The organism is Sphingomonas sp. RS6, from assembly GCF_054489705.1.
Map to the genome: position 1 here is coordinate 128,957 of NZ_JBTMWM010000003.1, position 23,816 is coordinate 152,772.

At 65.3% G+C, this 23,816-nt stretch carries 19 protein-coding genes; 14 read left to right on the forward strand and 5 right to left on the reverse strand.

The window, feature by feature from the left end; all coding sequences use genetic code 11:
- The first annotated feature begins 346 nt into the window (after positions 1–346).
- Together ACX40Y_RS07820 and ACX40Y_RS07825 are read left to right on the forward strand one after the other, a co-directional pair.
- Positions 347–3,592 (forward strand): TonB-dependent receptor, encoded by a 3,246-nt coding sequence (locus ACX40Y_RS07820; protein ID WP_459118994.1) that lies wholly within the window; start codon positions 347–349, stop codon positions 3,590–3,592.
- A 176-nt stretch (positions 3,593–3,768) separates the two neighbouring features.
- Positions 3,769–4,395, forward strand: a complete 627-nt coding sequence (locus tag ACX40Y_RS07825) for a glutathione S-transferase family protein (RefSeq protein WP_459118995.1) — start codon at positions 3,769–3,771, stop codon at positions 4,393–4,395.
- Between the two features lie 18 nt (positions 4,396–4,413).
- On the opposite strand, the gene ACX40Y_RS07830 is transcribed toward ACX40Y_RS07825, so the two are convergent.
- Positions 4,414–5,736: a dicarboxylate/amino acid:cation symporter gene (locus tag ACX40Y_RS07830; protein ID WP_459118996.1), complete on the reverse strand. Its 1,323-nt coding sequence runs from the start codon at positions 5,734–5,736 to the stop codon at positions 4,414–4,416.
- 134 nt (positions 5,737–5,870) lie between these two features.
- Between ACX40Y_RS07830 and ACX40Y_RS07835 the strand changes: the two genes are divergently transcribed.
- On the forward strand, positions 5,871–7,124 hold the full coding sequence (locus ACX40Y_RS07835) for a M24 family metallopeptidase (RefSeq protein ID WP_459118997.1): 1,254 nt from the start codon (positions 5,871–5,873) through the stop codon (positions 7,122–7,124).
- A gap of 102 nt (positions 7,125–7,226) precedes the next feature.
- On the forward strand, positions 7,227–9,878 hold the full coding sequence (alaS, locus tag ACX40Y_RS07840; protein WP_459118998.1) for an alanine--tRNA ligase: 2,652 nt from the start codon (positions 7,227–7,229) through the stop codon (positions 9,876–9,878).
- 12 nt (positions 9,879–9,890) lie between these two features.
- Here alaS and ACX40Y_RS07845 read toward each other — a convergent pair whose 3' ends face one another.
- From ACX40Y_RS07845 to ACX40Y_RS07860, 4 genes are all read right to left on the reverse strand, one after another.
- On the reverse strand, positions 9,891–10,412 hold the full coding sequence (locus tag ACX40Y_RS07845) for a hypothetical protein (RefSeq protein WP_459118999.1): 522 nt from the start codon (positions 10,410–10,412) through the stop codon (positions 9,891–9,893).
- Between the two features lie 58 nt (positions 10,413–10,470).
- Positions 10,471–12,252 carry a cation:proton antiporter domain-containing protein gene (locus ACX40Y_RS07850; RefSeq protein ID WP_459119000.1) on the reverse strand — a complete coding sequence of 594 codons (1,782 nt, stop codon included), beginning with the start codon at positions 12,250–12,252 and terminating at the stop codon, positions 10,471–10,473.
- Between the two features lie 187 nt (positions 12,253–12,439).
- A complete protein-coding gene (locus ACX40Y_RS07855) occupies positions 12,440–13,660 on the reverse strand; it encodes an NADP-dependent isocitrate dehydrogenase (RefSeq protein ID WP_459119001.1) in 1,221 nt (406 codons plus the stop codon).
- Positions 13,661–13,799: 139 nt separating this feature from the next.
- Entirely contained in the window at positions 13,800–14,423 is a 624-nt protein-coding gene (locus ACX40Y_RS07860; RefSeq protein WP_459119002.1) for a class I SAM-dependent methyltransferase, read from the reverse strand.
- Positions 14,424–14,674: 251 nt separating this feature from the next.
- Between ACX40Y_RS07860 and ACX40Y_RS07865 the strand changes: the two genes are divergently transcribed.
- From ACX40Y_RS07865 to ACX40Y_RS07910, 10 genes are all read left to right on the forward strand, one after another.
- Positions 14,675–15,403 (forward strand): phosphatidylserine decarboxylase, encoded by a 729-nt coding sequence (locus ACX40Y_RS07865; RefSeq protein WP_459119003.1) that lies wholly within the window; start codon positions 14,675–14,677, stop codon positions 15,401–15,403.
- Positions 15,400–16,218 (forward strand): CDP-alcohol phosphatidyltransferase family protein, encoded by an 819-nt coding sequence (locus tag ACX40Y_RS07870; RefSeq protein ID WP_459119004.1) that lies wholly within the window; start codon positions 15,400–15,402, stop codon positions 16,216–16,218. Before ACX40Y_RS07865 ends, ACX40Y_RS07870 begins: the two co-directional genes overlap by 4 nt.
- A gap of 425 nt (positions 16,219–16,643) precedes the next feature.
- Positions 16,644–17,462, forward strand: coding sequence for a 30S ribosomal protein S2 (rpsB, locus tag ACX40Y_RS07875; protein ID WP_459119005.1), 819 nt, complete (start codon positions 16,644–16,646; stop codon positions 17,460–17,462).
- A gap of 82 nt (positions 17,463–17,544) precedes the next feature.
- Positions 17,545–18,474, forward strand: coding sequence for a translation elongation factor Ts (tsf, locus tag ACX40Y_RS07880; RefSeq protein WP_459119006.1), 930 nt, complete (start codon positions 17,545–17,547; stop codon positions 18,472–18,474).
- Between the two features lie 119 nt (positions 18,475–18,593).
- Positions 18,594–19,319: a UMP kinase gene (pyrH, locus tag ACX40Y_RS07885; RefSeq protein ID WP_459119007.1), complete on the forward strand. Its 726-nt coding sequence runs from the start codon at positions 18,594–18,596 to the stop codon at positions 19,317–19,319.
- A 33-nt stretch (positions 19,320–19,352) separates the two neighbouring features.
- The gene (gene frr / locus ACX40Y_RS07890) at positions 19,353–19,910 is read left to right on the forward strand and encodes a ribosome recycling factor (RefSeq protein WP_459119008.1); all 558 of its coding nucleotides are present in this window, start codon (positions 19,353–19,355) and stop codon (positions 19,908–19,910) included.
- Positions 19,911–19,952: 42 nt separating this feature from the next.
- Complete coding sequence (locus ACX40Y_RS07895; protein ID WP_459119238.1) at positions 19,953–20,687, forward strand: isoprenyl transferase; 735 nt, start codon at positions 19,953–19,955, stop codon at positions 20,685–20,687.
- Positions 20,684–21,487, forward strand: a complete 804-nt coding sequence (locus tag ACX40Y_RS07900; protein WP_459119009.1) for a phosphatidate cytidylyltransferase — start codon at positions 20,684–20,686, stop codon at positions 21,485–21,487. The genes ACX40Y_RS07895 and ACX40Y_RS07900 overlap by 4 nt, the downstream gene beginning before the upstream one ends.
- A complete protein-coding gene (locus ACX40Y_RS07905) occupies positions 21,484–22,641 on the forward strand; it encodes a 1-deoxy-D-xylulose-5-phosphate reductoisomerase (RefSeq protein ID WP_459119010.1) in 1,158 nt (385 codons plus the stop codon). The genes ACX40Y_RS07900 and ACX40Y_RS07905 overlap by 4 nt, the downstream gene beginning before the upstream one ends.
- Positions 22,638–23,771: a M50 family metallopeptidase gene (locus tag ACX40Y_RS07910; protein ID WP_459119011.1), complete on the forward strand. Its 1,134-nt coding sequence runs from the start codon at positions 22,638–22,640 to the stop codon at positions 23,769–23,771. Before ACX40Y_RS07905 ends, ACX40Y_RS07910 begins: the two co-directional genes overlap by 4 nt.
- The last annotated feature ends 45 nt before the right edge of the window (positions 23,772–23,816 follow it).

The following is a 23,816-nucleotide window of genomic DNA, read 5'->3' on the forward strand; positions in this document are numbered from 1 at the left end:
GCTTTTTTTCTGTCCGACCCGATACGATCGCCTGCCCACAAGAGCCGACCTCCGAAACGAAGTCAATTGATCTGGACGTGGTCTTCTTGTCCCTCTTGCCACCCGATTAAGTCCGAGTTATTTGATTCGTCCCGTCACAGAGACTGTGGGTCGCAAGCGTTAAAACCACGCGGCTTCCCACAAACCAGTCCGACGGGGTGGAGACAAAAAGACCGGAAGGCCCGGGGCAACGGGTCCTTCGCTGGGAGGGGAGAACATCGTGAACAAACAGGCGGTCAGGAATCTGTCGTGGTCGGCCAAGCAGGTCTTGCTGGCGACTTCGGCAATCACGCTATTTGCCAACCCGTTGACGGCAATAGCGCAGACGGCGTCGGACCCGCAGACGTCGCCCGAGCCCCAGGATGGGCAACAATCCGAAGTGCCGCCGTCCACCGAGACCGAGATCATCGTTACCGGTATTCGCGGCGCACTCGAATCAGCAAAGGAAGTCAAACGAAACGCATCGACCTTCGTCGATTCGCTGTCCGCTTCGGACATCGCGACACTGCCCGATCTGTCGGTCGCGGAAGCGATCGGGCGTATCCCGGGCGTGACCATTTCGCGCTTCCCGACCGGTGGCGCCAGCCCTGACTTCCCGGCGCCTGAAGGACGCGGCAACCTGGTTCGCGGTCTTGGTTTCGTACGTTCCGAATTCAACGGTCGTGACGCATTCAGCGCCAATGGCGGACGTTCGCTCGACTTTTCGAGCATCCCGCCCGAACTGGTGGGCGGCGTCGACGTCTACAAGAACCAGACCGCCGACCTGATCGAAGGCGGCATCGGCGGCACGATCAACCTGCGCACGCTCGAACCGTTCGATCGACCGGGCACCACGCTGGTGGTCGCTTTCGATTCGACCTATTCGGATCTCCGCGAAAAATGGTCGCCGCAGGGAAGCATCACCGCCGGCAGCCGCTGGAAGACGGGCATCGGCGAGTTCGGCATCCTCGGTTCCTATTCGAAGTCGAAGCTCGATTCGCGGATCAACGGCTGGCAGCAGAACGCACCGATGCCGCGCGTGCTGGACGCCGACGGCAATGTTCCTGAAACCACGCTGACCGGTGCGAACAAGCTGAGCGAGTTCGACGGTGTCGATCCCGCGAACATCATCGGTATCACGCCTGGCTTCCAGATGCGGACGAACGATGTCGATCGGGAGCGCACCAGCTATTATCTGGCGGGTCAGTGGAAGAACGACCGGTTGCAGCTGACCGCGAAGTATATCCGTGCCGAGAACACGATCGACAGCATCGAGCGCACGTTCGAATGGTTCCCGGAACATGACACCGGCACCACGGCGGGTGTCAGCAACATCGTGCTCAACAAGAACTGGGGCTCGGCCGGAACGCCGATGTGCAGCGGCCCCGGCGGCTTCCCCAGCAATCCCGGCGATTGCGAAACGCTGATCCCTGTGCGCGGCGGCCTGATGGAATCGGGCTTCGTCACTAACAACGCGGACGCTTGGACCGGCGCCCGCGGCTCGCCCGTCGGCTCGCTCGGTATTGGCAAGATCGAGGAAGCGACGACCGAGGATTACAGCCTCAACCTCAAATGGAACGCCACCGATCGCCTCTCGGTCGTGCTCGACGGGCAGTATACCAAGGCAAGTGCCCGCCAGCGCGAAATCTGGGGCGGGATGAACACCTATCTCAACTGGCAGATCCGGCAGGATCTCGATCATCCTTCGATCGAGTTCTTCATCGATCCGGCTCACAGCTTTAACCCGGGGCAAACGCGCTGGAGCGGCGACACCGAAGACAGTCGCATCCCGACTCCGGTCAGCACGTCCGATTTCAATGGTGCGAACTGGCAGTTCGTGGCGGATCGTTTCCAGGTCGGTACCGGCGACCTTTACGCGCTGCGGGCTGATTTCGACTATGACGTGTCGGGCGGCGACGGGCTGGCCGGCTGGTTCGACAGCGTCAAGTTCGGCGCGCGATTTGCCGAGCGCAGCCAGGTCAACTCGGAAATGGCGCTCAACTGGGGCTCGATGGCTCCGGCATGGGATGGCCGTGGCGGCTTCGGCATTGTCGGAACCTTCCAGGATCCCGGCAAGGCGGCGGAAGCCGTCAGCTTCCGGGATTTCTTCCGCGGCGGCGTGGTGCAGGGCGCCAACAACTCGTTCGTGTTCGTGAACAGCGATCTGCTGTCGAGCTACGACAATTTCCGCAACTATATCGACAGCGAACCCCAGCTGGCCAACAATTATGGTTGGGTGCCGCGTGGTACCGCCGACGGCAGCCGCTTCGGCAGCCCGATCTTCCGGCCCGAAGACATTTCGGACATCACCGAAAAGACCAAAAACCTCTATGTCCGCGTCGACTTCAAGCATCAGTTCGACAACGGCATGTCGTTGGACGGCAATTTCGGCCTGCGCTATGTTCGGACCGATCTGAACTCCAGCGGCTTCCGGGCATATCGGCCGTTTGTTGCAGACGAACAGACGCCGGCGTTCGATCCTGACACTGGTGAGCGTACGCGAACCGACGATGCAGAAAGCCGCGACGATCCGCGCGACTTCCTGCCTGAAGCGGTAGCCTATGCGGAGCAGGCGGCGGTCCCGACCAAGGTCAAGCTGACTGACGAGCGCTGGCTGCCTTCGTTCAACGTCAAGTGGAACCTGAACCGGGAAATGCTTGTCCGCTTCGGATACAGCAAGGGGCTCAGCCGTCCGAACGTTCAGGATCTGCGCGCGTCGCAGGAATATGTCGTCACAGCCAACCGGATCAACTATCCGCCGATCACCGACGAAAATGATCCGCTCTACGGCATCGATCGCGGTGCTCAGGATATCCGCGTCGGCGAAATCCGCGTCAGTCGCGGCAACCCATACCTGAAGCCAACCATCGCGCACAGCTTCGACCTGTCGTACGAATGGTATTTCAGGACGGGCTATTTGTCGGTGTCCGGCTTCTACAAGGATCTGTCGAACATCATCACCAACGGCGATCTGCCGCTTGGCCGGGTGACGCTCGACGGTCAGGAGACGCAGATCATCTACAACGGCCCGGTCAACCAGGCCAAGGCGAAGGTGAAGGGCATCGAAGTCGCCTATCAGCAGTTCTTCGACTTCCTGCCCGGCCCGCTCAAGAATCTCGGCTTCCAGGGCAACTTCACCGTCATCGACGCATCGACCACCCCGCCGGGCAATGGCGTCGACTCCGACGGTGACGGGGTGCCTGACGACGTAACCACGGTGTTCCGCTGGGGTGTGAACGATCTGCTTGGCCAGTCGAAATACATCGCCAACGCGGTTGCGATCTATCAAAACAAGGTGGTCGAGGCGCGTCTCGCCTATAACTGGCGGTCGGAATATCTCACCACCTATCGCGACTATGTGACGGGCAATCCGATCTATAACTCGGCCGCCGGTTTTCTGGATGCGTCGCTGAAGTTCAACTTCGGCAAGTTCCAGATCCGCGGGTCGATAGCGAACATCCTGGATACGAAGAGCAAGGCGCGCTCGTACATCGATGCGAGTGGCCAGCTTTACGACCGGTTCAGCTTCCTGAACGACCGGCGTATCGTGATCGGGGCGATCTGGCGACTGTAAGGCGCTGGATCATCGACAACCGGGAGCGGCGCCGTTCGGAACGAACGGCGCCGCTTTCATGTCGGGGCTCGCCCCGACGCGCATGCGGGGCGCGCGCAAAAGCGTCTGGATTGCGCTTGTATGGGCGGCGCGGGGCGCACAGATTGCGGCCCGACGCACAAGCCAACGGAGCCGGCATGACCATCATCCTCCACCACCTCGAAAACTCCCGCTCGCAGCGCGTGATCTGGCTGCTCGAGGAACTGGCGCTGCCCTATACGGTCAAGCGCTACGAGCGGGACAAGGTGACGATGCTGGCGCCGCCAGCGCTCAAGCGCATCCACCCGCTGGGCAAATCGCCGGTGATCGAGGATGACGGCGTGATCGTCGCCGAAACCGGGGCGATCATCGAATATCTGGTCGACAAGGCGGACGGCCGGCTGGGCATGCCCGCGCATCGCGAAAGCGCGCTACGCTATCGGCATTTTCTCCACTATGCCGAAGGATCGCTGATGCCGCCGCTGTTGGTGATGCTGGTGCTCGCGCGGGTGCCGCTGTTCGGCAAGATGGGGCTCAAGAAATTCAAGCCGATGGCCGACGTCCATTTCGACTATGTCGAAAGCGAGCTGGCCAGCCGGCCCTGGTTCGCCGGCGACAGCTTCACCGCCGCCGATGTGATGATGAGCTTCCCGCTGGAGGCCGCAGTCGGCCGCGCCGGCGCGACGGACGGGCGGCCGCACATCGCCGCCTGGCTGAAGAAGATCCACGCCCGCCCGGCCTATCAGAAGGCGCTGACGGCGGGCGGGCCCTATGCCTATGCCTGAACAACCCGGCCGCTGTAATCAGTGGCCGGCATAGTCCTCGAACCGGTCGGGGTCGCTCGGCCCCCCGGCCGGGATGGACTTGACCGGAGGTTCGGCTTCGTCGGGCTCGTCGAGCTTGCCTTCCCACCGGGCGACCACCACGCTGGCCACAGCATTGCCGATCACGTTGGTGGCGGTGCGGCCCATGTCGAGGAAATGGTCGACCGCGAGGATCAGCAGGATGCCCGCTTCCGGGATGTTGAAATGCGCGAGGGTGCCCGTGATGACGACAAGGCTGGCGCGCGGCACGCCCGCAATCCCCTTGCTGGTGATCATCAGGATCAGCAGCATCTGGATCATCGTGCCCCAGTCGAGATCGATGCCATAGGCCTGGGCGATGAAAATCGACGCGAACGTCATGTACATCATCGAGCCGTCGAGGTTGAACGAATAGCCGAGCGGCAGCACGAAGCTGGCGATGCGCGGCGGCACGCCGAACCGATCGAGCGCATCGAGCGTGCGCGGATAGGCGGCTTCGGACGAGGCGGTGGAGAAGCCGAGCAGGATCGGATCGCGCAGATAACGGAACAACAGGCCGGTGCGCGGGCCGATGACGAGGAAGCAGGCGCCGAGCAGCACCGCCCAAAGCGCCGCGAGGCCGAGATAGAAGCTGCCCATGAAGAAGGCGAGATCGCCGACCACGCCAAGCCCCTTGGTCGCCAGCGTGCGTGCGACGGCGCAGAACACCGCAACCGGCGCGAACAGCATCACATAGCCGGTGACGGTGAGCATCACCGAAACCAGCGCCTCGAGCCCGTCGAGCAGCGGCTTCGCCTTTTCGCCGACCGCAGCCATGCCGACGCCGAAGAACAGCGAGAAGATCACCAACTGGAGGATGTCGTTGCTCGCCATCGCGTCGATCGCGCTGGTCGGCACGATATGGGTGAAGAACTTGGCCACGTCGAATGCCGCGCGATCGACACCGCTCGACGCATTGGCCGCCGGCAGTGGCAGGTTGAGGCCGGTGCCTGGGTGCAGCAGATTGACCAGGATCAGGCCCAGCGTGAGCGAGATCAGGCTGGCGCAGACGAACCAGAAGAACGCCTTCAACCCCACGCGCCCGATCGCGCCGCCGCCGCCCATATGCGCGATGCCGACCACGAGCGTGGACACCACCAGCGGCGCGATGATCATCTTGATGAGGTGGAGGAACATCTGCGTGGGGATGTCGAGCGCATAGGCGACCGATTCGAGCGTCGCCGCGCCCTCTGGCGTGCTGCCATAGGCGAGGTTCAGCCCCCAGCCGATCAGCCCGCCAAGCACCAGCGCTGCCAGAATGAACCAAGTAAGTCGTTTGCCCACAGTTGCTCCCCGAGAATCGTCGCGGGAGGGAAGGGGATTGCGGGCCGCGGGTCAAGCCCGCTCTCCTGTGCCGGGCGGTTGTTCCTGCGCAACATCCATTCTAGGCGGCGTCCGAAGCGCGATGGAGAATGGCGATGATGCATGCGACGACCCGGCGGCAACTGCTTGCCGTTATGGCGGCGGTTCCGGTGGTTTCGCTGGCCGGTGCGGCGAGTGCCGCCGAACCCGACCTTGCCGAACTGCATGACATGACGGCTGGCGCGCAACCGATCGGGCCGGAGGAACGCCGCCAGCGGCTGGCCAAGGCCCAGGCGCTGATGCGGGCGAACGGCATCGGCGCGGTGCTGATCGAGCCGGGCGGGAGCCTCGTCTATTTCACCGGCATTCGCTGGGGGCGCAGCGAGCGGCTGACGGCGGCTGTCCTGCCGGTCGAGGGCGAACCTTGCATCGTCACGCCGTTCTTCGAGGAACCGCGCACCCGCGAAACGCTGGCGGTCCCCGCCGAGGTGCGGGTGTGGCAGGAGGATGAGGATCCGCTGAAGATCGTCGCCGGCTTCCTGAAGGACCGCAAGCTTGCGGCGCTGCCGGTCGGGATCGAGGAGGCGGTACGCTTCTTCGCCGTCGACGGGCTACAGAAGAACGGACTGGGCGTCGTTTCGGCCAACCCGGTCGTTCGCGGTTGCCGGATGATCAAGAGCCCGGCGGAGCTGGCGCTGATGAAGCTAGCAACCGATGTCACGATTGCTGCCTACCGCTTTGTTTATGAACGAGTCGAGAAAGGGATGCGCCAGCGCGACGTCTCCGCGTTGATGAACGCCGCGACGCGCAAGCTGGGTGGCGATCCCGAGTTCAGCATGGTGCTGGTGGGCGAGGGGGCTGCCTATCCGCACGGCACCAAGACGCCGTCGCCGGTGTCTGACGGCGCGATCGTGCTGATGGACTGTGGCTGCAACGTGATGGGCTATCAGTCCGACGTCTCGCGCACCTTCGTCCACGGCACTGCCAGCGCCGAGCAGCGCAAGGTGTGGGACGCGGTGGCGAAGGGCCAGCAGGTCGCGTTCGCCGCCGCGAAGCTGGGGGCGCCTGCGGGTAGCGTCGACGATGCTGTGCGGCGCTATTACGCGTCGCTCGGCTATGGGCCGGATTACAAGCTGCCCGGTCTGTCGCACCGCACCGGCCACGGCATCGGGCTCGACGGGCACGAGCCGGTCAACCTGGTACGCGGCGAGAAGACCCCGCTCGTGCCGGGCATGTGCTTCTCGAACGAGCCGGGGATCTACATTCCCGGCAGCTTCGGCGTCCGGCTGGAGGATTGCTTCCACATTACCGAAGCGGGGCCAAAGTGGTTCAGCGAACCGCCGCGGACGATCGATCAGCCGATGGGATGATCGTCACACAAGCGGATTGGATCAGGATCGGGACGCGGAACGATCACGATGATCGACGTGTTTCGCTTGAGCGAAACGCGCCGCGCCCCTAAGTCGGCGAACATGACGTCGACCAATGATATCCGCCGCTCGTTTCTCGACTATTTCGAGGGCCAGGGCCATGCCCGCGTCCCCAGCGCGCCGCTGGTGCCGCACAACGATCCCACGCTGATGTTCGTGAATGCGGGCATGGTGCCGTTCAAGAACGTGTTCACCGGCCTGGAATCTCGCCCCTACAGCACCGCTACCAGCAGCCAAAAGTGCGTGCGTGCGGGTGGCAAGCATAACGATCTCGACAATGTCGGCTACACCGCCCGGCACCACACCTTCTTCGAGATGCTCGGCAATTTCTCGTTCGGCGACTATTTCAAGGAGCAGGCGATCACCCATGCCTGGACGCTCCTCACCAGGGAATGGGGCATCCCGGCCGAGAAGCTGACCGTCACGGTGTACCACACCGACGACCAGGCCTTCGACCTGTGGAAGAAGATCGCCGGGCTTCCCGACCACAGGATCATCCGCATCGCGACCAAGGACAATTTCTGGGCGATGGGCTCGGACGGTCCGTGCGGCCCCTGCTCGGAAATCTTCTACGATCACGGCGAGCATATCTATGGCGGCCCCCCGGGCTCGCCCGAGGAGGATGGCGACCGTTTCGTTGAGATCTGGAACCTCGTCTTCATGCAGTTCGTGCAGGAAAATGACGAGATCATCGGCGATCTGCCGCGCCCGAGCATCGACACCGGCATGGGGCTCGAGCGCATCGCCGCCGTGCTCCAGGGCGTCCACAACAATTACGACATCGACACCTTCCGCGCACTGATCGAGCAGTCGGCCGCGTTCACCGCGACCGCGCCCGATGGCGAGCAGGCCGCGAGCCACCGCGTCATCGCCGATCACCTGCGCTCCTCGGGCTTCCTCGTCGCCGACGGCGTGCTGCCGGCGAACGAGGGCCGCGGCTATGTGCTCCGCCGCATCATGCGCCGCGCGATGCGCCATGCCCACCTGCTCGGCGCCAAGGATCCGCTGATGCACCGGCTCGTGCCTTCGCTGGTCGCCGAGATGGGCGCTGCCTATCCCGAGCTGGTCCGAGCGCAGCCGCTGATCGAGGCGACGCTGCTGCAGGAGGAGACCCGCTTCCGGCAGACGCTCGCCAACGGCCTGCGCCTGCTCGACGAGGCAACCCAGGGACTGAAGGCCGGCGACACGCTGCCGGGCGCGACCGCGTTCAAGCTCTACGACACCTTCGGCTTCCCCTATGACCTGACCGAGGACGCGCTGCGCGTGCAGGAGATCGGCGTCGACCGCGCCGGCTTCGATGCGGCAATGGCCGAGCAGAAGCGCGCCGCGCGTGCGGCCTGGAAGGGCTCGGGCGAGAAGGCCTCGGAAGAGCTTTGGTACGATCTCGCCGACGAGCTCGGCGGCACCGAATTCACCGGCTATGTCAGCACCGAGGGCGAGGGCCAAGTGGTGGCGCTGGTCAAGGACGGCGCGCGGGTAGAGAAGGCCGTCGCTGGCGACACGGTGACCATCCTGACCAACCAGACGCCCTTCTATGGCGAGAGCGGCGGCCAGATGGGCGATGTCGGCGTGATCGGCAACGACACGCTGCGCGCGGCTGTAGACGATACCTCCAAGCCGCTCGGCCGCCTGCATGCGCATCACGCCAAGATCGAGCGTGGTGAAGTCGCGGTGGGCGACGCGGTGCACCTGTCGGTCGATGTCGAGCATCGCGATCAGGTGCGTGCCAACCACTCGGCGACGCACCTGTTGCACGCGGCGCTGCGCAAGCGGCTCGGCACGCATGTCAGCCAGAAGGGCAGCCTGGTCGCGCCCGAGCGGCTGCGCTTCGACTTTTCCCACCCCTCGGCGCTGACCGCGGAGCAGATCGCGCTGGTCGAAGCCGATGTAAACGCTCAGATCCGCCATAACGGCGTGGTCGAGACGCGGCTGATGACTCCCGACGATGCGATCGCGGCAGGTGCGATGGCGCTGTTCGGCGAGAAATATGGCGACGAGGTGCGTGTGCTCTCGATGGGGTTGGGCGAGGATGCGTCCTACTCGGTCGAGCTGTGCGGCGGTACGCACGTCAACGCGACCGGCGACATCGCGATCTTCAAGATCATCTCCGAAAGCGCCGTCTCGTCGGGCGTACGCCGTATCGAGGCGCTGACCGGCGAGGGCGCGCGCCAGTGGCTCAACGCTCGCGACGAACGGCTGCGCGAGGCGGCGGCGGCGCTCAAGACGTCGCCCGACGACGTGCCGGCACGCGTCGCGGCGCTGGTCGAGGAACGCCGCAAGCTCGAGCGCGAGCTGGTCGAAGCCAAGAAGGCGCTGGCGCTCGGCGGCGGTGCCGGTGCGGCGCCGGCGGGTCCGGAGCAGGTGAACGGCATCAATTTCGTCGGCCAGGTTCTGGACGGGCTCGAAGCCAAGGCGCTGCGCGGCGCGGTGGACGAGGCCAAGGCGCGGATCGGCAGCGGCGTGGTCGCGCTGGTGGCGGTGAACGAAGGCCGTGCGTCGGTCGCGGTGGGCGTTACCAACGAGATCGGCGTGAGCGCGGTGGACCTGGTGAAGGTCGCCGTCGCGTTGCTCGGCGGCCAGGGCGGCGGCGGCCGTCCGGACATGGCGCAGGGCGGCGGTCCGGACGGTACCAAGGGCGCCGAGGCGCTCGCGGCGGTGAAGGCGGCGCTGGCGGAAGCTCAGATCGCCGCCTGACCGGCGGGGTGATCAGCCCGGGGCGTAACCGTCCTCGGGCATCACCCAGATCGCGGTCTGGCTCATGTCGGACTGCACGATTCCGTCGATCGTCACGCTGACGGCGATCTCATCGCCGCTCATCGTCTCGCGATAGCAACGTTCCTTGCCCGCCAGGGGCTGGAGCGCGAGCATGAGATTGTCGCGCGTGCTCTGGGCAAGAACCGGGGTGAGCGGCGCACCATTGCTGGTGAGGCGGCCGTCGCGAAAATCGACCGGCCGGATGCGGCTGCACACGGCGCCGTCGCGGACCTGGCCGAAGGTCGAATATTCGATCAGGATCGTCGGATCCCGGCTGACGACGCCCGTCACCATCGCATCAAAGCCGCCACCGGCGCGCGTGGTATAGCGCACGATGGTGCGGCAGGTACGGGCGGCGCGATCGGGATCGATGCAGCGGATGCGGCCGGCGCGCGCCGGCGCCAATGGGTCCGCAACCGTCTGGTCCTGAAGCGGCGCGACGCCTGCGAGCAGGGCGACAAGCATCGGAATCATCGTCGGGTATATCCTTTGTCGACATTAAGCTCGGCGGGCGGCACGGGCGTCATGGGCCTTACGCCTCGTTCACTTCGGGGTTGAGGCGTGACCGGTTGAGCCGCGGCTCACGCTCCAGCCCGGCGGCTTCCTTGATGGCGCGGCGCATCTCGTCGCGCTTCTCGTGGATCGATGCGATCACCGGGCCGACCGCCATGCCGAGATCGACGAGCAGCGCTTCGGACAGCTGCAGCGAACTTTCCAGCGTCTCGGGCACGGCATCGGTGGCACCGGCCTTGTAGAGTTCGGCGGCGTGCGCGGCGTCACGGGCGCGAGCGATGATGGGCAGGTGCGGCACCCAGCCGCGCACCCGCTTGGTCAGTCGAACGGTGAGGACCGGATCGTCCATCGTCAGCACCAGCGCGTTGGCGTGGCCGAGCTGGAGCTGGTCGACCAGTTCGGCGCGGGTGACGTCGCCGAACAGCACATGATAGCCCTCGCGCCGGGCCTGGGTGATCGTGTCGATGTCGGCATCGACGGCGATATAGGGCTTGCCGTGCCGCCGGAGCATGTCCGCGACGGTGTGGCCGACCCGGCCGAAGCCGATCACCACCGTGCCGCGACTCAACTGCACCAGATCTTCATCAGGCACGTCCTCGCCCTTGTTGCGCTCGATCCGGTTGGCAATCACCCGGCCTGCCTTGGCCAGCAGCGGCGTCGCGGTAAGCCCGATCGCGGTCACCGTCGTCCAGAACGCGACCGTTGCGGGGAGAATCAGCCCGGCGACGCCCGCGACGCCAAGCACGATCAGCGTCGTCTCGGACGGGCTGGCCATCAGCACCGCGGTTTCCGCCGCGGTACCCAGTCGGGCACCGGCGAGCCTCAGCAGCACCGCGGTCACGCCGACCTTGACCGCCATGACGAGGATCGTCGCGCCGAGCAGCGGCGCCCAGTTCTGCGCGACCAGGCCGAGATCGAGCTGCATGCCCACCGTCAGAAGGAACACCCCGAGCGCCAGCCCCTTGAACGGCGAGGTAATCGCCTCGACCGCGCCATGATATTCGGTTTCCGCGATCAGCAGGCCGGCGATCAGCGCGCCGACGATCGGGGACAGGCCAGCCGCCGTGGTCGCCAGGCTGGCGACGATCACGACGAGCAGGCTGGCCGCGAGGAACAGTTCGGGGCTCTTGGTCCGCGCCGCCTGCGCGAACATCCGCGGCAGGACCAGTCGTCCACCAACGAACAGCGCCGCGATCGTCGCCGCGCCGGCGCCAAGCGTGGCGAGCAGCCGGGCTATACCATCACCATCGGCGGCGGGGGCGAGCGCGCCCAGGCCGAAGATGATCGGGACGAGCGCCACGTCTTCGAACAGCAGCATCGCGAACGCGCCGCGGCCCACCGCACTGGTAGTGCCGGCGATGGGCAACACGAGCGCGGTCGATGAAAGCGCCAGCGCGAGCCCGAGGCCGATCGCGCCGCCGGTGCTGAGCCCGGTGAAATAGAGCAGTGCCGCGAGGATCAGGCCGGAGCCCAACAATTCGGCCGCGCCTACGCCGAACACCAGCGTTCGCATAGCCCAAAGCCGTTTGAACGAGAGTTCGAGGCCGATCGAAAACAGCAGCAGGATGATGCCGAATTCGGCGAACGGCTCGATCGCATGCGCATCGGAGATGGTGAGGTAATAGAGCCATGGCGCACGATCGACGAGGCTGCCGAAGCCGGCCGGCCCGACGAGAATGCCGATCAGGATGAAGCCGATGACGGGGCTGATCCGAAACCGGGCGAAAGCGGGGATGACCAGCCCGGCGGCGCCGAGGATAACCAGGGTGTCGCTGAAACCGGTGTTGGTCAGGCTCAGCATCGCGACGCTCCTTGCGTCGGTGGAACAGTCGTTAAAAGTCGATCAACAGGCCTATGGCCGACGGCGGCTCGGGTTCGCTCGGTCATGGCGGAACCGCAGCACGTGGCGCCTGATTTGGCAAGGACGAATGGCTTGCCGGGCCCCGAAAGAAAGGCGCGGGGCGCGCCGGGCGCGCCCCGCCAGCCGGTTACTGCCAGCTGCCCATCGCTGTTTCGAGGTTGACGCGGATAGCCTCGAAGAACTGCTCGGTGGTCATCCAGGCCTGGTCCGGGCCGATCAGCAGCGCGAGGTCCTTGGTCATCTTGCCGCTCTCGACGGTCTCGATGCAGACCTTCTCCAGCGTCTCGGCGAAGCGGGTCACCTCGGGGGTGCCGTCGAACTTGCCGCGATACTTGAGGCCGCCGGTCCAGGCGAAGATCGAGGCGATCGGGTTGGTCGAGGTCGCCTTGCCCTGCTGGTGCTGGCGATAGTGGCGGGTGACGGTGCCGTGCGCCGCTTCCGCCTCGATCGTCTTGCCGTCTGGCGTCATCAGCACCGAGGTCATCAGGCCCAGCGAGCCGAAGCCCTGCGCGACCTGGTCCGACTGGACGTCGCCGTCATAGTTCTTGCAGGCCCAGACGAATTCGCCGTGCCACTTGAGCGCCGAGGCGACCATGTCGTCGATCAGGCGGTGCTCGTAGACGATGCCGGCGCCCTGAAACTGGTCCTTGAACTCGGTCTCGAACACCTCGGCGAAGATGTCCTTGAAGCGGCCGTCATAGGCCTTGAGGATCGTGTTCTTGGTCGACAGGTAGAGCGGCCAGCCGCGGCCGAGCGCATAGTTCATCGAGGCGCGCGCGAAATCGCGGATCGACTCGTCGAGATTGTACATGCCCATGGCGACACCGGCCTGCGGGAAATCGAACACCTCGTGCTCGATCGTCTCGCCATTTTCGCCTTCCCACTTCATGGTCAGCTTGCCCTTGCCGGGCACCTTGAAGTCGGTTGCCTTGTACTGGTCGCCAAAGGCGTGACGGCCGACGACGATCGGCTTGGTCCAGCCCGGGATCAGGCGCGGCACGTTCGAGATCACGATCGGTTCGCGGAAGATCACGCCGCCCAGGATGTTGCGGATCGTGCCGTTGGGCGACTTCCACATCTTCTTGAGGTTGAATTCCTCGACGCGCTGCTCGTCCGGAGTGATCGTCGCGCACTTCACGCCGACGCCGTACTGCTTGATCGCATTGGCCGAATCGATGGTGATCTGGTCGTTGGTCTCGTCGCGCTTCTGCACCGAGAGGTCGTAATATTTCAGATCGATGTCGAGGTACGGGAGGATCAGGCGCTCGCGGATCCATTCCCAGATGATCCGCGTCATTTCGTCGCCGTCGATCTCCACGACGGGCGTTGCAACCTTGATCTTCGCCATAAGCTCGCTTTCCTGAGACAGGTGGATTTACCCGGCAGCGTCTAGGGGCAAGGGCAGGGGGGATCAAGCGGCAGCCTGCCTGCTCAGTTGCGAAGGATCGCGGCGCCGTCCGTCAGGAAGGCGCCGCTGGATCAGGGCTTCACTCTTTCCACGCCCACCAGAGCTGGGCCGGCGGGATGTTCACCCACTCCATCTCATGATCGATCCGCTCCCAATAAGGCGTCAGGAAATTGCGGACATTGGGATTATATTGATAGACGAGGAAGGCACCGCCGGTGCGCAGGATCGCATGGGTCTCCTTCGCGATCTTGTCGCCAACGCCGTCCGGCAGCGTCGAGAAGGGCAGACCCGATGCGATATAATCGGCATGGTCCGCGCCATGTTCCGCCAGGATCTGCTTGACGTCCGCAGCCGACCCCTGGACCGCGATCAGCCGCGGGTCATCGATCGTCTGACGCAGATAGCGGATGAAGTCGGGATTGGTGTCGATCACGATCAGCTTGGCGTCCTGCCGCAGGCGATCGAGGATCGGCCGGGTGAAGGTGCCGACGCCCGGGCCATATTCGACGAACACGCGGGTGTTTTCCCAATCGACTGGGCGCAGCATCCGACGGATGGTCTTGCCCGAAGAGGGCGCGACCGCGCCGACCATGGTCGGTCGCTTGAAAAAGCCTTGCAGGAAAAACATCCAGGGCGACGGAACGCCGGCGGGGCGGCTGCGGCGGGCGCTGCGGCGCTTGGTTGCGGCGGTCGAAGGGGGCATGGGCTTCCTTAAGCTCTGTTACGATCGAATTGCACCGCCTGCGCAAAAATCAGGCGAAGCGCAAGCGATGTCGTTCCCAACGTCCAACGGCCGCTTACGATCCTGTCTCGGGAAAACACAGCCCTGGCTCGCGAAAACACAGGGTGCGGGCTTGTGGCGGTCGCGGTTCATGCGCCAAAAACGGCAAAGGCGCGAGCGCCGGATTGCGCTTGCCCTAGGAAAGCGACAGCGGTGAGGTTAGACCGGCAATCATGACATCGCTAGACAAGCCCCCGATCGGAACCTCCACCGTCAAGTGGCGCCTCCCCGGGGTCCATCCGGAGGGGCACAAATATGTGGCGATCGCAGCCGCGATCGCGGTGCTCAGCCTGTGGGTCTGGGATGTGCTCACCTGGCCGCTCATCGTCCTGACGATCGGGGTCGCCGCGTTCTTCCGCGATCCGGTGCGCATCACTCCCGTCGGCGAAGGCCTGATCGTCTCGCCGGCGGACGGGCTCGTGACGATGATCGAACGGGTGCCTTTGCCGCCGGAACTGGCCGGCCCGCACGCGCTCGGCACGGAACCGATGGTCCGCGTATCGATTTTCATGAGCGTGTTCGATGTGCATGTAAACCGGACGCCGATCACCGGCACGATCCGCCACGTGATCTACATTTCGGGCAAGTTCCTGAACGCGGATCTGGACAAGGCTAGCGACGAGAATGAGCGACAGCACGTGGTTATCGAGGATCGGGACGGGCTGCGCATCGGCTTCACCCAGATTGCGGGCCTGATCGCGCGCCGCATCGTCAGTTTTGTGAAGCCTGGCGACATGGTGGTGGCGGGACAGCGCGTGGGGTTGATCCGGTTCGGCAGCCGCGTCGACGTGTTTGTTCCCGAAGCATATGGCTGCCAGGTCGCGCTCGGCCAGCGGGCGATCGCAGGCGAGACGATCATCGCGCGCCGCGGCGCTGCCGACGCAGCCGGGGTGGCGCAGTGACCGATTCGCACCTGCGCGGGTTGCCGCGAACCAAGCGTCGCCTGCCGCGCGGCATTCCGCTGCGCGCCGTCCTGCCCAATGCGGTGACGGCGCTTGCGCTCTGTTCGGGCCTTACCGGCATTCGCTTTGCCCTCCTCGGCAATTGGGAGATTGCGGTACTGATGGTGCTGGCGGCGGCGGTGCTCGACGGCATTGATGGCCGGATCGCGCGGCTGATGCGCGCGGAAAGCCGGTTCGGCGCCGAACTCGACAGTCTATCCGACGCCATCTCGTTCGGTGTGGCGCCGGCGCTGATCCTCTATCTGTGGTCGCTGCAATCGCTTGGCCGCTTTGGTTGGACCATTGCGCTGATCCAGGCCTTGTTCTGCGCACTGCGCCTTGCCCGTTTCAATGCGCAAATCGATCTCGCGCATCAGCCGCATAAGTCGGCGGGCTTTCTCACGGGGGTGCCGGCGCCTGCGGGAGCGGCGCTTGCCTTTGCGCCGCTCTATATGTGGCTGTGGACTGGGGAGACGATGTTCCGTTCGCCCGTCATCGTCGCGGTGTGGACCGCGATCGTGGCGATCCTGATGATTTCGAGCATCGCCACCTTCTCACCGACGATCCGGCTGCGGCGCGACGTTCGCTTCGAGGCAATCGCCGTGCTGGTCGTCGCGGCCGCGGCGCTCGTTTCGGCGCCCTGGACCACACTGACGGTCGCCGCGCTGCTCTATCTCGCGACGATCCCGTTCAGCGTTCGCGCGTATCGCAAGGTCAGGCGGCTGCGCGCAGCTTCGGACGCCGGGGCATCCGAGCCGGCACCGCCCGCGCCGTGACACGCGCCAGCCGGTAAGGCGCGGCGGGACGCGGCGACGCTCCGAACAACTCGGCAAATCGATGGCGTTGCGGAGCAATGCTCGCGGCGATCGTCAGCACCGACGCCCCAAGCGCGACTGCGAACAGCAAAAAGGCAGCGATTCCCATCATCACAGGCTCCCCAATCCTCGAACTCGGTACGCGTGGAAGCGGGCTCCAGGACGGCTGGGCCAGCATCCGCGTTCCAAGTACGCGTTGTGATCGCCGTATGTTCCATTAACGTTCCATCGTCAAGCGATGTTCTTCTTGCGTTCCGGGGTTGCGCAATCGAGCGAGCTCGAGTAAGGGGCGCGCCTCAACCCGCATGGGAAGCATCATAAACCGGTGTTCGGAGCTGTTTCCGAATTCCCGCTTCCCAGAGGCACAACCGGAAGGAGTTATCCCTATGGCGGCACCCGTCGTCTCCATGCAGCAGCTGCTCGAATCGGGCGCGCATTTCGGCCACCAGACGCACCGCTGGAACCCGAAGATGAAGCCTTACATCTTCGGTGATCGCAACGGCGTTCACATCATCGATCTGTCGCAGACCGTTCCGCTGTTCGCGCGCGCCCTCGAATTCGTCAGCTCGACCGTCGCAAGCGGCGGCAAGGTCCTGTTCGTCGGCACCAAGCGCCAGGCGCAGGAGCCGATCGCTGATGCCGCGCGTCGTGCCGGCCAGCACTTCGTCAACCATCGCTGGCTGGGCGGCATGCTCACCAACTGGAAGACGATCAGCCAGTCGATCAAGCGCCTGAAGACGCTGGAAGAGCAGCTGTCGGGCGACACGCACGGCCTGACCAAGAAGGAAGTGCTGCAGCTCACCCGCGAGCGCGACAAGCTCGAGCTTTCGCTCGGCGGCATACGCGACATGGGCGGCATTCCCGACATCATGTTCGTGATCGACGCGAACAAGGAAGAGCTGGCGATCAAGGAAGCCAACACGCTGGGCATCCCCGTCGTCGCGATCCTCGATTCGAACGTTTCGCCGGACGGCATCGCCTTCCCGGTGCCGGGCAACGATGACGCCAGCCGCGCGATCCGCCTCTACTGCGAAGCGGTTGCCATTGCCGCGACCCGCGGTGGCCGCGAGGCACTGATGCAGCAGGGCTATGACTTCGGTGCTGCCGAGCAGCCCCCGGTCGAGGAAGCGCTGCAGGTCGAGGCGCCGGCCGCGTCGACCGAGCCCGAAACCGCCGCAGAAGGCGAGCGTCAGATCGACGCCTGATCGCCCGCGTCATCGAACCGTAATCGGGGCGGGGCAGGGCGCACGCACTGCTCCGCCCGACTTTTAACTGAGGAATAGAGACATGGCCGAGATCACTGCAGCCGCCGTCAAGGAACTCCGCGAAAAGAGCGGCGCCGGCATGATGGATTGCAAGAAGGCGCTTTCCGAGACCAATGGCGACATGGAAGCCGCTGCCGACTGGCTGCGCGCCAAGGGCCTCGCTGCCGCCGCCAAAAAGTCGAGCCGCACCGCGGCCGAGGGCTTGGTCGGCCTGGCCGTTGCCGGCATCAAGGGTGTCGCCGTCGAGGTGAACTCGCAGACCGACTTCGTCGCCAAGAACGAGATCTTCCAGAACTTCGTTCGCGAAACCACCGCACTGGCGCTGGAAGCCGGTGACGACATCGCCGCGATCAAGGGCGCAAAAATGGAATCGGGCCAGACCGTCGACGAGGCGCTGACCGCCAACATCGCCACCATCGGCGAGAACCAGGTGCTGCGTCGCGCCAAGAAGGTCGAAGTCAGCAAGGGCGCGGTTATCCCGTACGTCCACAATGCGGCGGCCCCGGGCCTCGGCAAGATCGGCGTGCTTGTCGCGCTCGAATCGGAAGCCGGCGTCGACGTGCTCGAGCCGCTCGGCAAGCAGCTGGCGATGCACATCGCCGCTGCTTTCCCGCTGGCGCTGGACGAGAGCGGCTTGGATCAGGACGTGCTCGCCCGTGAGCGTGCGATCGCCGCCGAAAAGGCTGCCGAGAGCGGCAAGCCGGCCGAGATCATCGAGAAGATGGTCGACGGCGCGGTGAAGAAGTTCGCCAAGGAAAACGCGCTGCTCAGCCAGCTGTTCGTGATGGACGGCAAGACCCCGGTGTCGGACGTCATTGCCAAGGCGGCGAAGGACTCGGGTTCGGCGATCGTCCTCAAGGACTATGTCCGCTTCCAGCTCGGCGAGGGCATCGAGAAGGAAGAGAGCGACTTCGCTGCCGAAGTGGCGGCGACGGCCGGTCTCACCAAGTAAGCGCAACGAGCCGGGCGCTCGCCGACGCGGCGCATGCCCGGCATCTTTGCTTGTTCCGGCGGCGCGGCACCTCTAAGGTCCGCGCCGCTTCGCTATCCGCTTCCCGCAGTAAGGTCCGCATGTCCGCTCCCAAATTCCGTCGCATTCTGCTCAAGCTGTCGGGCGAGGTCCTGATGGGCCAGGGCCAGTTCGGGATCGATCCCGAAACCTGCGAGCGTGTCGCGCTGGAAGTGAAGGATGCGCGCGAAAGCGGGCTTGAAATCTGCATGGTGGTGGGTGGCGGCAACATCTTCCGCGGCCTTGCCGGCGCGGCGCAGGGCTTCGACCGCGCGAGCGCCGATTATATGGGCATGCTGGCCACCGTGATGAACGCGTTGGCGATGCAGAATGCGCTCGAGAAAGTGGGCGTCGATACCCGCGTCCAGTCTGCCATTCCAATGGCGAGCGTGTGCGAGCCCTATGTCCGCCGGCGCGCCGAGCGGCACATGGAAAAGGGCCGCGTCGTGCTGTTTGCAGCAGGGACCGGCCTGCCGTTCTTCACCACCGACACCACGGCCGCCCTGCGCGCCGCCGAAATGAACTGCGACGCGCTGTTCAAGGGCACCTCGGTCGACGGCGTCTACGATGCCGATCCCAAGAAGGTGCCGACCGCAACCCGTTATGAGACGCTGAGCTACAATCGCGTCCTCGCCGACAATCTGAAGGTGATGGATGCATCGGCGGTCGCGCTTTGCCGTGACAACAATATTCCGATCGTCGTCTTCAACATCCGCGGCGAAGGCAATCTCGCCTCGGTGCTGCGCGGCGAAGGCACGTCCACCATCGTCAGCGGCGAGACCGCCTGACCCCTGTTCGTACGATTGCAAGGAGAGCCGAAAATGGCCGCTTATGACAAGGCCGACCTCGAACGCCGCATGGCCGGCGCCGTTGAGTCGCTGAAGCACGATCTCGGTGGGTTGCGCACCGGCCGTGCGTCGACCTCGCTGCTCGATCCGGTCACCGTCGAGGTGTATGGGGCGCACATGCCGCTCAATCAGGTCGCGACGGTATCGGTGCCCGAGCCGCGCATGCTTTCGGTGCAGGTGTGGGACAAGTCGAATGTCGGCCCGGTCGACAAGGCGATCCGTTCGGCCGGGTTGGGCCTCAATCCGATCGTCGACGGCCAGACGCTGCGTCTGCCGATCCCAGATCTGACCGAGGAGCGGCGCAAGGAACTCGCCAAGCTCGCCAATCAATATGCCGAAAAGGCGCGGGTGGCTGCGCGTAACGTCCGCCGTGACGGCATGGACAGCCTTAAGACCGACGAGAAGAAGGGTGTCTTCGCCGAGGACGAGCGCAAGCGCCATGAAGCCGAGGTGCAGAAGCTGACCGACGCGACGATCGCGGACATCGACGCCGCGGCGGCGGCGAAGGAAAAGGAAATCCTGGGCAAGTGATCGGCGGCGTTTCCCCCGGGCCGGAGCGACAGGCGCATGGCGATGGCTGCTAAGCCGGCGCCGGTGGCCGGGGATGGACCGCCGCCGCCGCGCCACGTGGCGATCATCATGGACGGCAATGGCCGCTGGGCGAAGAAGCGGCTGATGCCGCGGATCGCCGGTCATCGGCAGGGCGTCGAGGCGGTTCGCCGTGTCAGCCGCGCGGCGCGTTCGCTGGGCATCGAGGTGCTGACGCTCTACGCCTTCTCGTCCGAGAACTGGCGCAGGCCGGAGGACGAGGTCCGCGACCTGATGGGCCTGCTCCGCCACTTCCTTGCCAGCGAGCTCGACGAGTTGATCGCGGAGGGCGTGCGACTGCGTGTGATCGGCGACTGGCGCCGCCTTTCGCCTGATCTGGTGGCGATGATCGACGCGGCGGTGGCGCGCACGGGCGACAATCCCGGGCCGACGCTCGTCATCGCGCTCAATTATGGCGCGCAGGCGGAGATCGTCGCGGCGGCACGGCGGCTCGCCGCGCGGGCGAGCGCGGGCGAGATCGACCCGGTGGCGATCGACGACGCGGCGTTCGAGAACGAGCTCGAGACGACGGGGCTGCCGCCGCTGGATCTGCTGATCCGCACCTCGGGCGAACAGCGGCTTTCCAACTTCCTGCTCTGGCAGGCTGCCTATGCCGAGCTGCTGTTCGTCGACACCCTCTGGCCCGATTTCGACGAGCGCACGCTGAGCGACGCAGTCGCCCAGTTTGGCCGCCGACAGCGCCGCTTCGGGGGCCTGTGAGCGCGGCGTCAGACCTTAAGGTCCGGGTGCTCGTCGGGCTGGCGCTGGTCGGGCTGGCGCTGGCGGCGCTATGGGCCGGCGGTTTCGGTTTCTGGCTCGTCGTCGTCGTCATGGCGCTGCTGATGCTCGGCGAATGGGCCGATCTGATGCGGGTCGATGCGCGTGAGAAGCGGCTGGCGCAATATGGACTGTCGGTGCCGCTGGCGATCCTGTGTCCGCTGGCGGCGGGACCGGGGTTTTTCGCGCTGGGGCTGATCTTCGCCGCATTTTTCTTCACCGCAATCGTTTCGCGCAATTCGCGACTGGCGGCGGGCCACCTTTATGTAGGCCTGCCGGTGTTCGCGCTGCTGCTGTTGCGCGCGCACCCGGATGGTTTCGCGATCACGCTGTGGACGATGGCGATCGTCTGGGTTTGCGACAGCGGCGCCTATTTCGCGGGGCGGGCGATCGGCGGGCCGAAGCTGGCGCCGACAATCAGCCCGAACAAGACCTGGGCAGGGCTGGGCGGCGGCGTGGCGGCATCGCTGGCCTTTACGCTTCTCTTCGTCGCGCTGCGCCCCGCAATGGCGGGCGGTATCGGGATGGTGGCGCTCTCGCCGATTCTCGCTGTCGTCTCGCAGCTCGGCGACCTGTTCGAGAGTCATCTGAAGCGCGTCGCCGGCGTCAAGGATTCGGGCTCGCTGCTGCCGGGACATGGCGGCATACTCGACCGGCTGGACGGGCTGGTGTTTGCCGCGCCCGTGGCAGCAATATTTTTTGAAGTGCAATATTATTCGAGCACTGGGGGATTCTGGTGGTGAAACGGGTCACCGTGCTGGGCGCCACGGGTTCGGTCGGGAGCTCGACGCTCGACCTGATCGAGCGCAACCCGGATGCGTTCGACGTGGTCGCGCTCACCGCGAACTGCGACGTCGACAAGCTTGCCGCAGCGGCGCTGCGCACGCGCGCGCGATACGCCGTCGTCGCCGACGAAAGCTGCCTTGCGGCACTGCGCGATCGCCTTGCCGGGAGCGGGGTCGAGGCGTTCGGCGGGGCAGGGGCGGTATGCGACGCCGCGCGCATGGGGGCCGACTGGACGATGGCGGCGATCGTCGGCACGGCGGGCCTGAAGCCGGTGATGGCGGCACTGGAAGGCGGCGGCACCGTGGCGCTCGCCAACAAGGAGTCGCTCGTTTCGGCGGGCGAGGTGATGATGGCGGCGGCACGGGCGAACGATACCACGCTGCTGCCGGTGGACTCCGAGCACAACGCCGTGTTCCAGTGCCTCGACCGCACGGCGCCAAAGGGCGTACGCCGCATCATCCTGACCGCGAGCGGCGGCCCGTTCCGCACCACGCCCAAGGCGACGATGCGCGACATCACCCCGGCGCAGGCGGTGGCGCATCCCAACTGGTCGATGGGCGCAAAGATCTCGGTCGACTCGGCGACGATGATGAACAAGGGACTCGAACTGATCGAGGCATTTCATCTGTTTCCGGTGACGGCAGACCAGCTGGCGGTGCTCGTCCATTCGCAGTCGGTGGTGCATTCGATGGTCGAATATGTCGACGGATCGGTGCTGGCCCAGCTCGGCACGCCGGACATGCGGACGCCGATCGCCTATGCGCTGGCGTGGCCCGAGCGAATGGAGACGCCGTGTGAGCCGCTCGATCTCGCCGCCGTCGGTCGCCTCGACTTCGAAAACCCCGATTTGGACCGCTTTCCCGCGCTGGCGCTCGCGATCGAGGCGCTGAAGGCGGGCGGCGCCCGTCCGGCGATCCTCAATGCCGCCAACGAAGTGGCGGTCGCCGCCTTCCTTGCGGGACGGATCGGCTTTCTTGAAATTGCCGCAATCTCTGCCGATACGCTGGAGCGCTATGACCCGGTCGCGCCGGATACGCTCGACGCCGTCCTGGCGATCGATGAGGAAGCGCGGCGATATGCGGTCGAGCGTGTGAAGGACTGTGTCGCTTGATCGGAAGCTCAGCCATTTTGTTCGCCGTGCTCGCCTTTGCGCTGGTGATCGGACCGCTCGTGTTTTTGCACGAGCTGGGTCATTATCTCGCGGGCCGCGCGTTCGGCGTGAAGGCCGAGGAATTCTCGATCGGCTTCGGCCGCGAGATCGTGGGCATCACCGATCGCCGCGGCACCCGTTGGAAATTCGGCTGGCTGCCGCTGGGCGGCTATGTGCGCTTTGCCGGCGACATGAACCCGGCCAGCCAGCCATCGCCCGAATGGCTGCGCCTGCCCGCGCATGAGCGCGCACAAACCTTCCAAGCGAAGCCGCTTTGGCAGCGCGCGATCATCGTCGCCGCCGGGCCGATCGCGAACTTCGTCGTCGCGATCGTCATCCTATCGGCGTTCGTGCTGGTATTTGGCGAGAACCGCACGCCATCGGTGGTCGGGACGGTCGTGCCGGGCAGTGGCGCGGCGACCGCAGGCTTACAGCCGGGCGACCATATTATTTCGCTGGGCGGCCGATCGGTCGAGACCTATAGCGACTTGGCGCAGTTCACCCAGCTTCGGCCGAACGAGCGCGTCCGCATCCGCTTCGAGCGCGGTGGTGAGACCCGGTCGGTGGAAGCGACGATCGGGGTGATCGTCGAGCAGGATCGTTTCGGCAACGAGATCCGCATCGGTCAGCTGGGCATCGGGGTGGCCAAGAGCGTACAGGTGCCGGTGAGCGCGCTTCAGGCGCCGATCGTCGGCGCGCATATGGCCGGCGACATCGTCCGGATGACGGCCGACGGGCTGGGCCAGATCATTACCGGCCGCCGTTCGATGAAAGAGATGGGCGGCCCGTTACGGATTGCCCAGGTATCCGGCGAGCAGTTGTCGCTTGGGCCGACCGAGTTCGCGTTCCTCGTCGCGCTGGTTTCGATTAACCTTGGATTCATCAACCTGTTGCCAGTCCCGGTGCTGGATGGCGGTCATCTGTTGTTCTACGCAGTCGAAGCGGTCCGCCGGCGCCCGGTGGAACCGCAGGTGATGGAATGGGCGTTCCGGGGCGGCATGATCGCAATTCTTGCGCTCATGCTCCTGGTAACGTTCAATGATCTGGGCGCATTCGGTGTGTGGAGAAATCTGGCCGGCTTGATCGGCTAAGGGGGTTCGGGCAGGGCGGCATTTCGCCGCGTGCGCCGACCGGCA

Coding starts and splice junctions, on each gene's coding strand:
- tsf (WP_459119006.1), top strand. CDS start 17,545: ATGGCCGAGATCACTGCAGCCGCCGTCAAGGAACTCCGCGAAAAGAGC.
- rpsB (WP_459119005.1), top strand. CDS start 16,644: ATGGCGGCACCCGTCGTCTCCATGCAGCAGCTGCTCGAATCGGGCGCG.
- ACX40Y_RS07860 (WP_459119002.1), bottom strand. CDS start 14,423: ATGCCCCCTTCGACCGCCGCAACCAAGCGCCGCAGCGCCCGCCGCAGC.
- ACX40Y_RS07850 (WP_459119000.1), bottom strand. CDS start 12,252: ATGCTGAGCCTGACCAACACCGGTTTCAGCGACACCCTGGTTATCCTC.
- ACX40Y_RS07845 (WP_459118999.1), bottom strand. CDS start 10,412: ATGATTCCGATGCTTGTCGCCCTGCTCGCAGGCGTCGCGCCGCTTCAG.
- ACX40Y_RS07865 (WP_459119003.1), top strand. CDS start 14,675: ATGACATCGCTAGACAAGCCCCCGATCGGAACCTCCACCGTCAAGTGG.
- frr (WP_459119008.1), top strand. CDS start 19,353: ATGGCCGCTTATGACAAGGCCGACCTCGAACGCCGCATGGCCGGCGCC.
- ACX40Y_RS07835 (WP_459118997.1), top strand. CDS start 5,871: ATGATGCATGCGACGACCCGGCGGCAACTGCTTGCCGTTATGGCGGCG.
- alaS (WP_459118998.1), top strand. CDS start 7,227: ATGACGTCGACCAATGATATCCGCCGCTCGTTTCTCGACTATTTCGAG.
- ACX40Y_RS07825 (WP_459118995.1), top strand. CDS start 3,769: ATGACCATCATCCTCCACCACCTCGAAAACTCCCGCTCGCAGCGCGTG.
- pyrH (WP_459119007.1), top strand. CDS start 18,594: ATGTCCGCTCCCAAATTCCGTCGCATTCTGCTCAAGCTGTCGGGCGAG.
- ACX40Y_RS07855 (WP_459119001.1), bottom strand. CDS start 13,660: ATGGCGAAGATCAAGGTTGCAACGCCCGTCGTGGAGATCGACGGCGAC.
- ACX40Y_RS07895 (WP_459119238.1), top strand. CDS start 19,953: ATGGCTGCTAAGCCGGCGCCGGTGGCCGGGGATGGACCGCCGCCGCCG.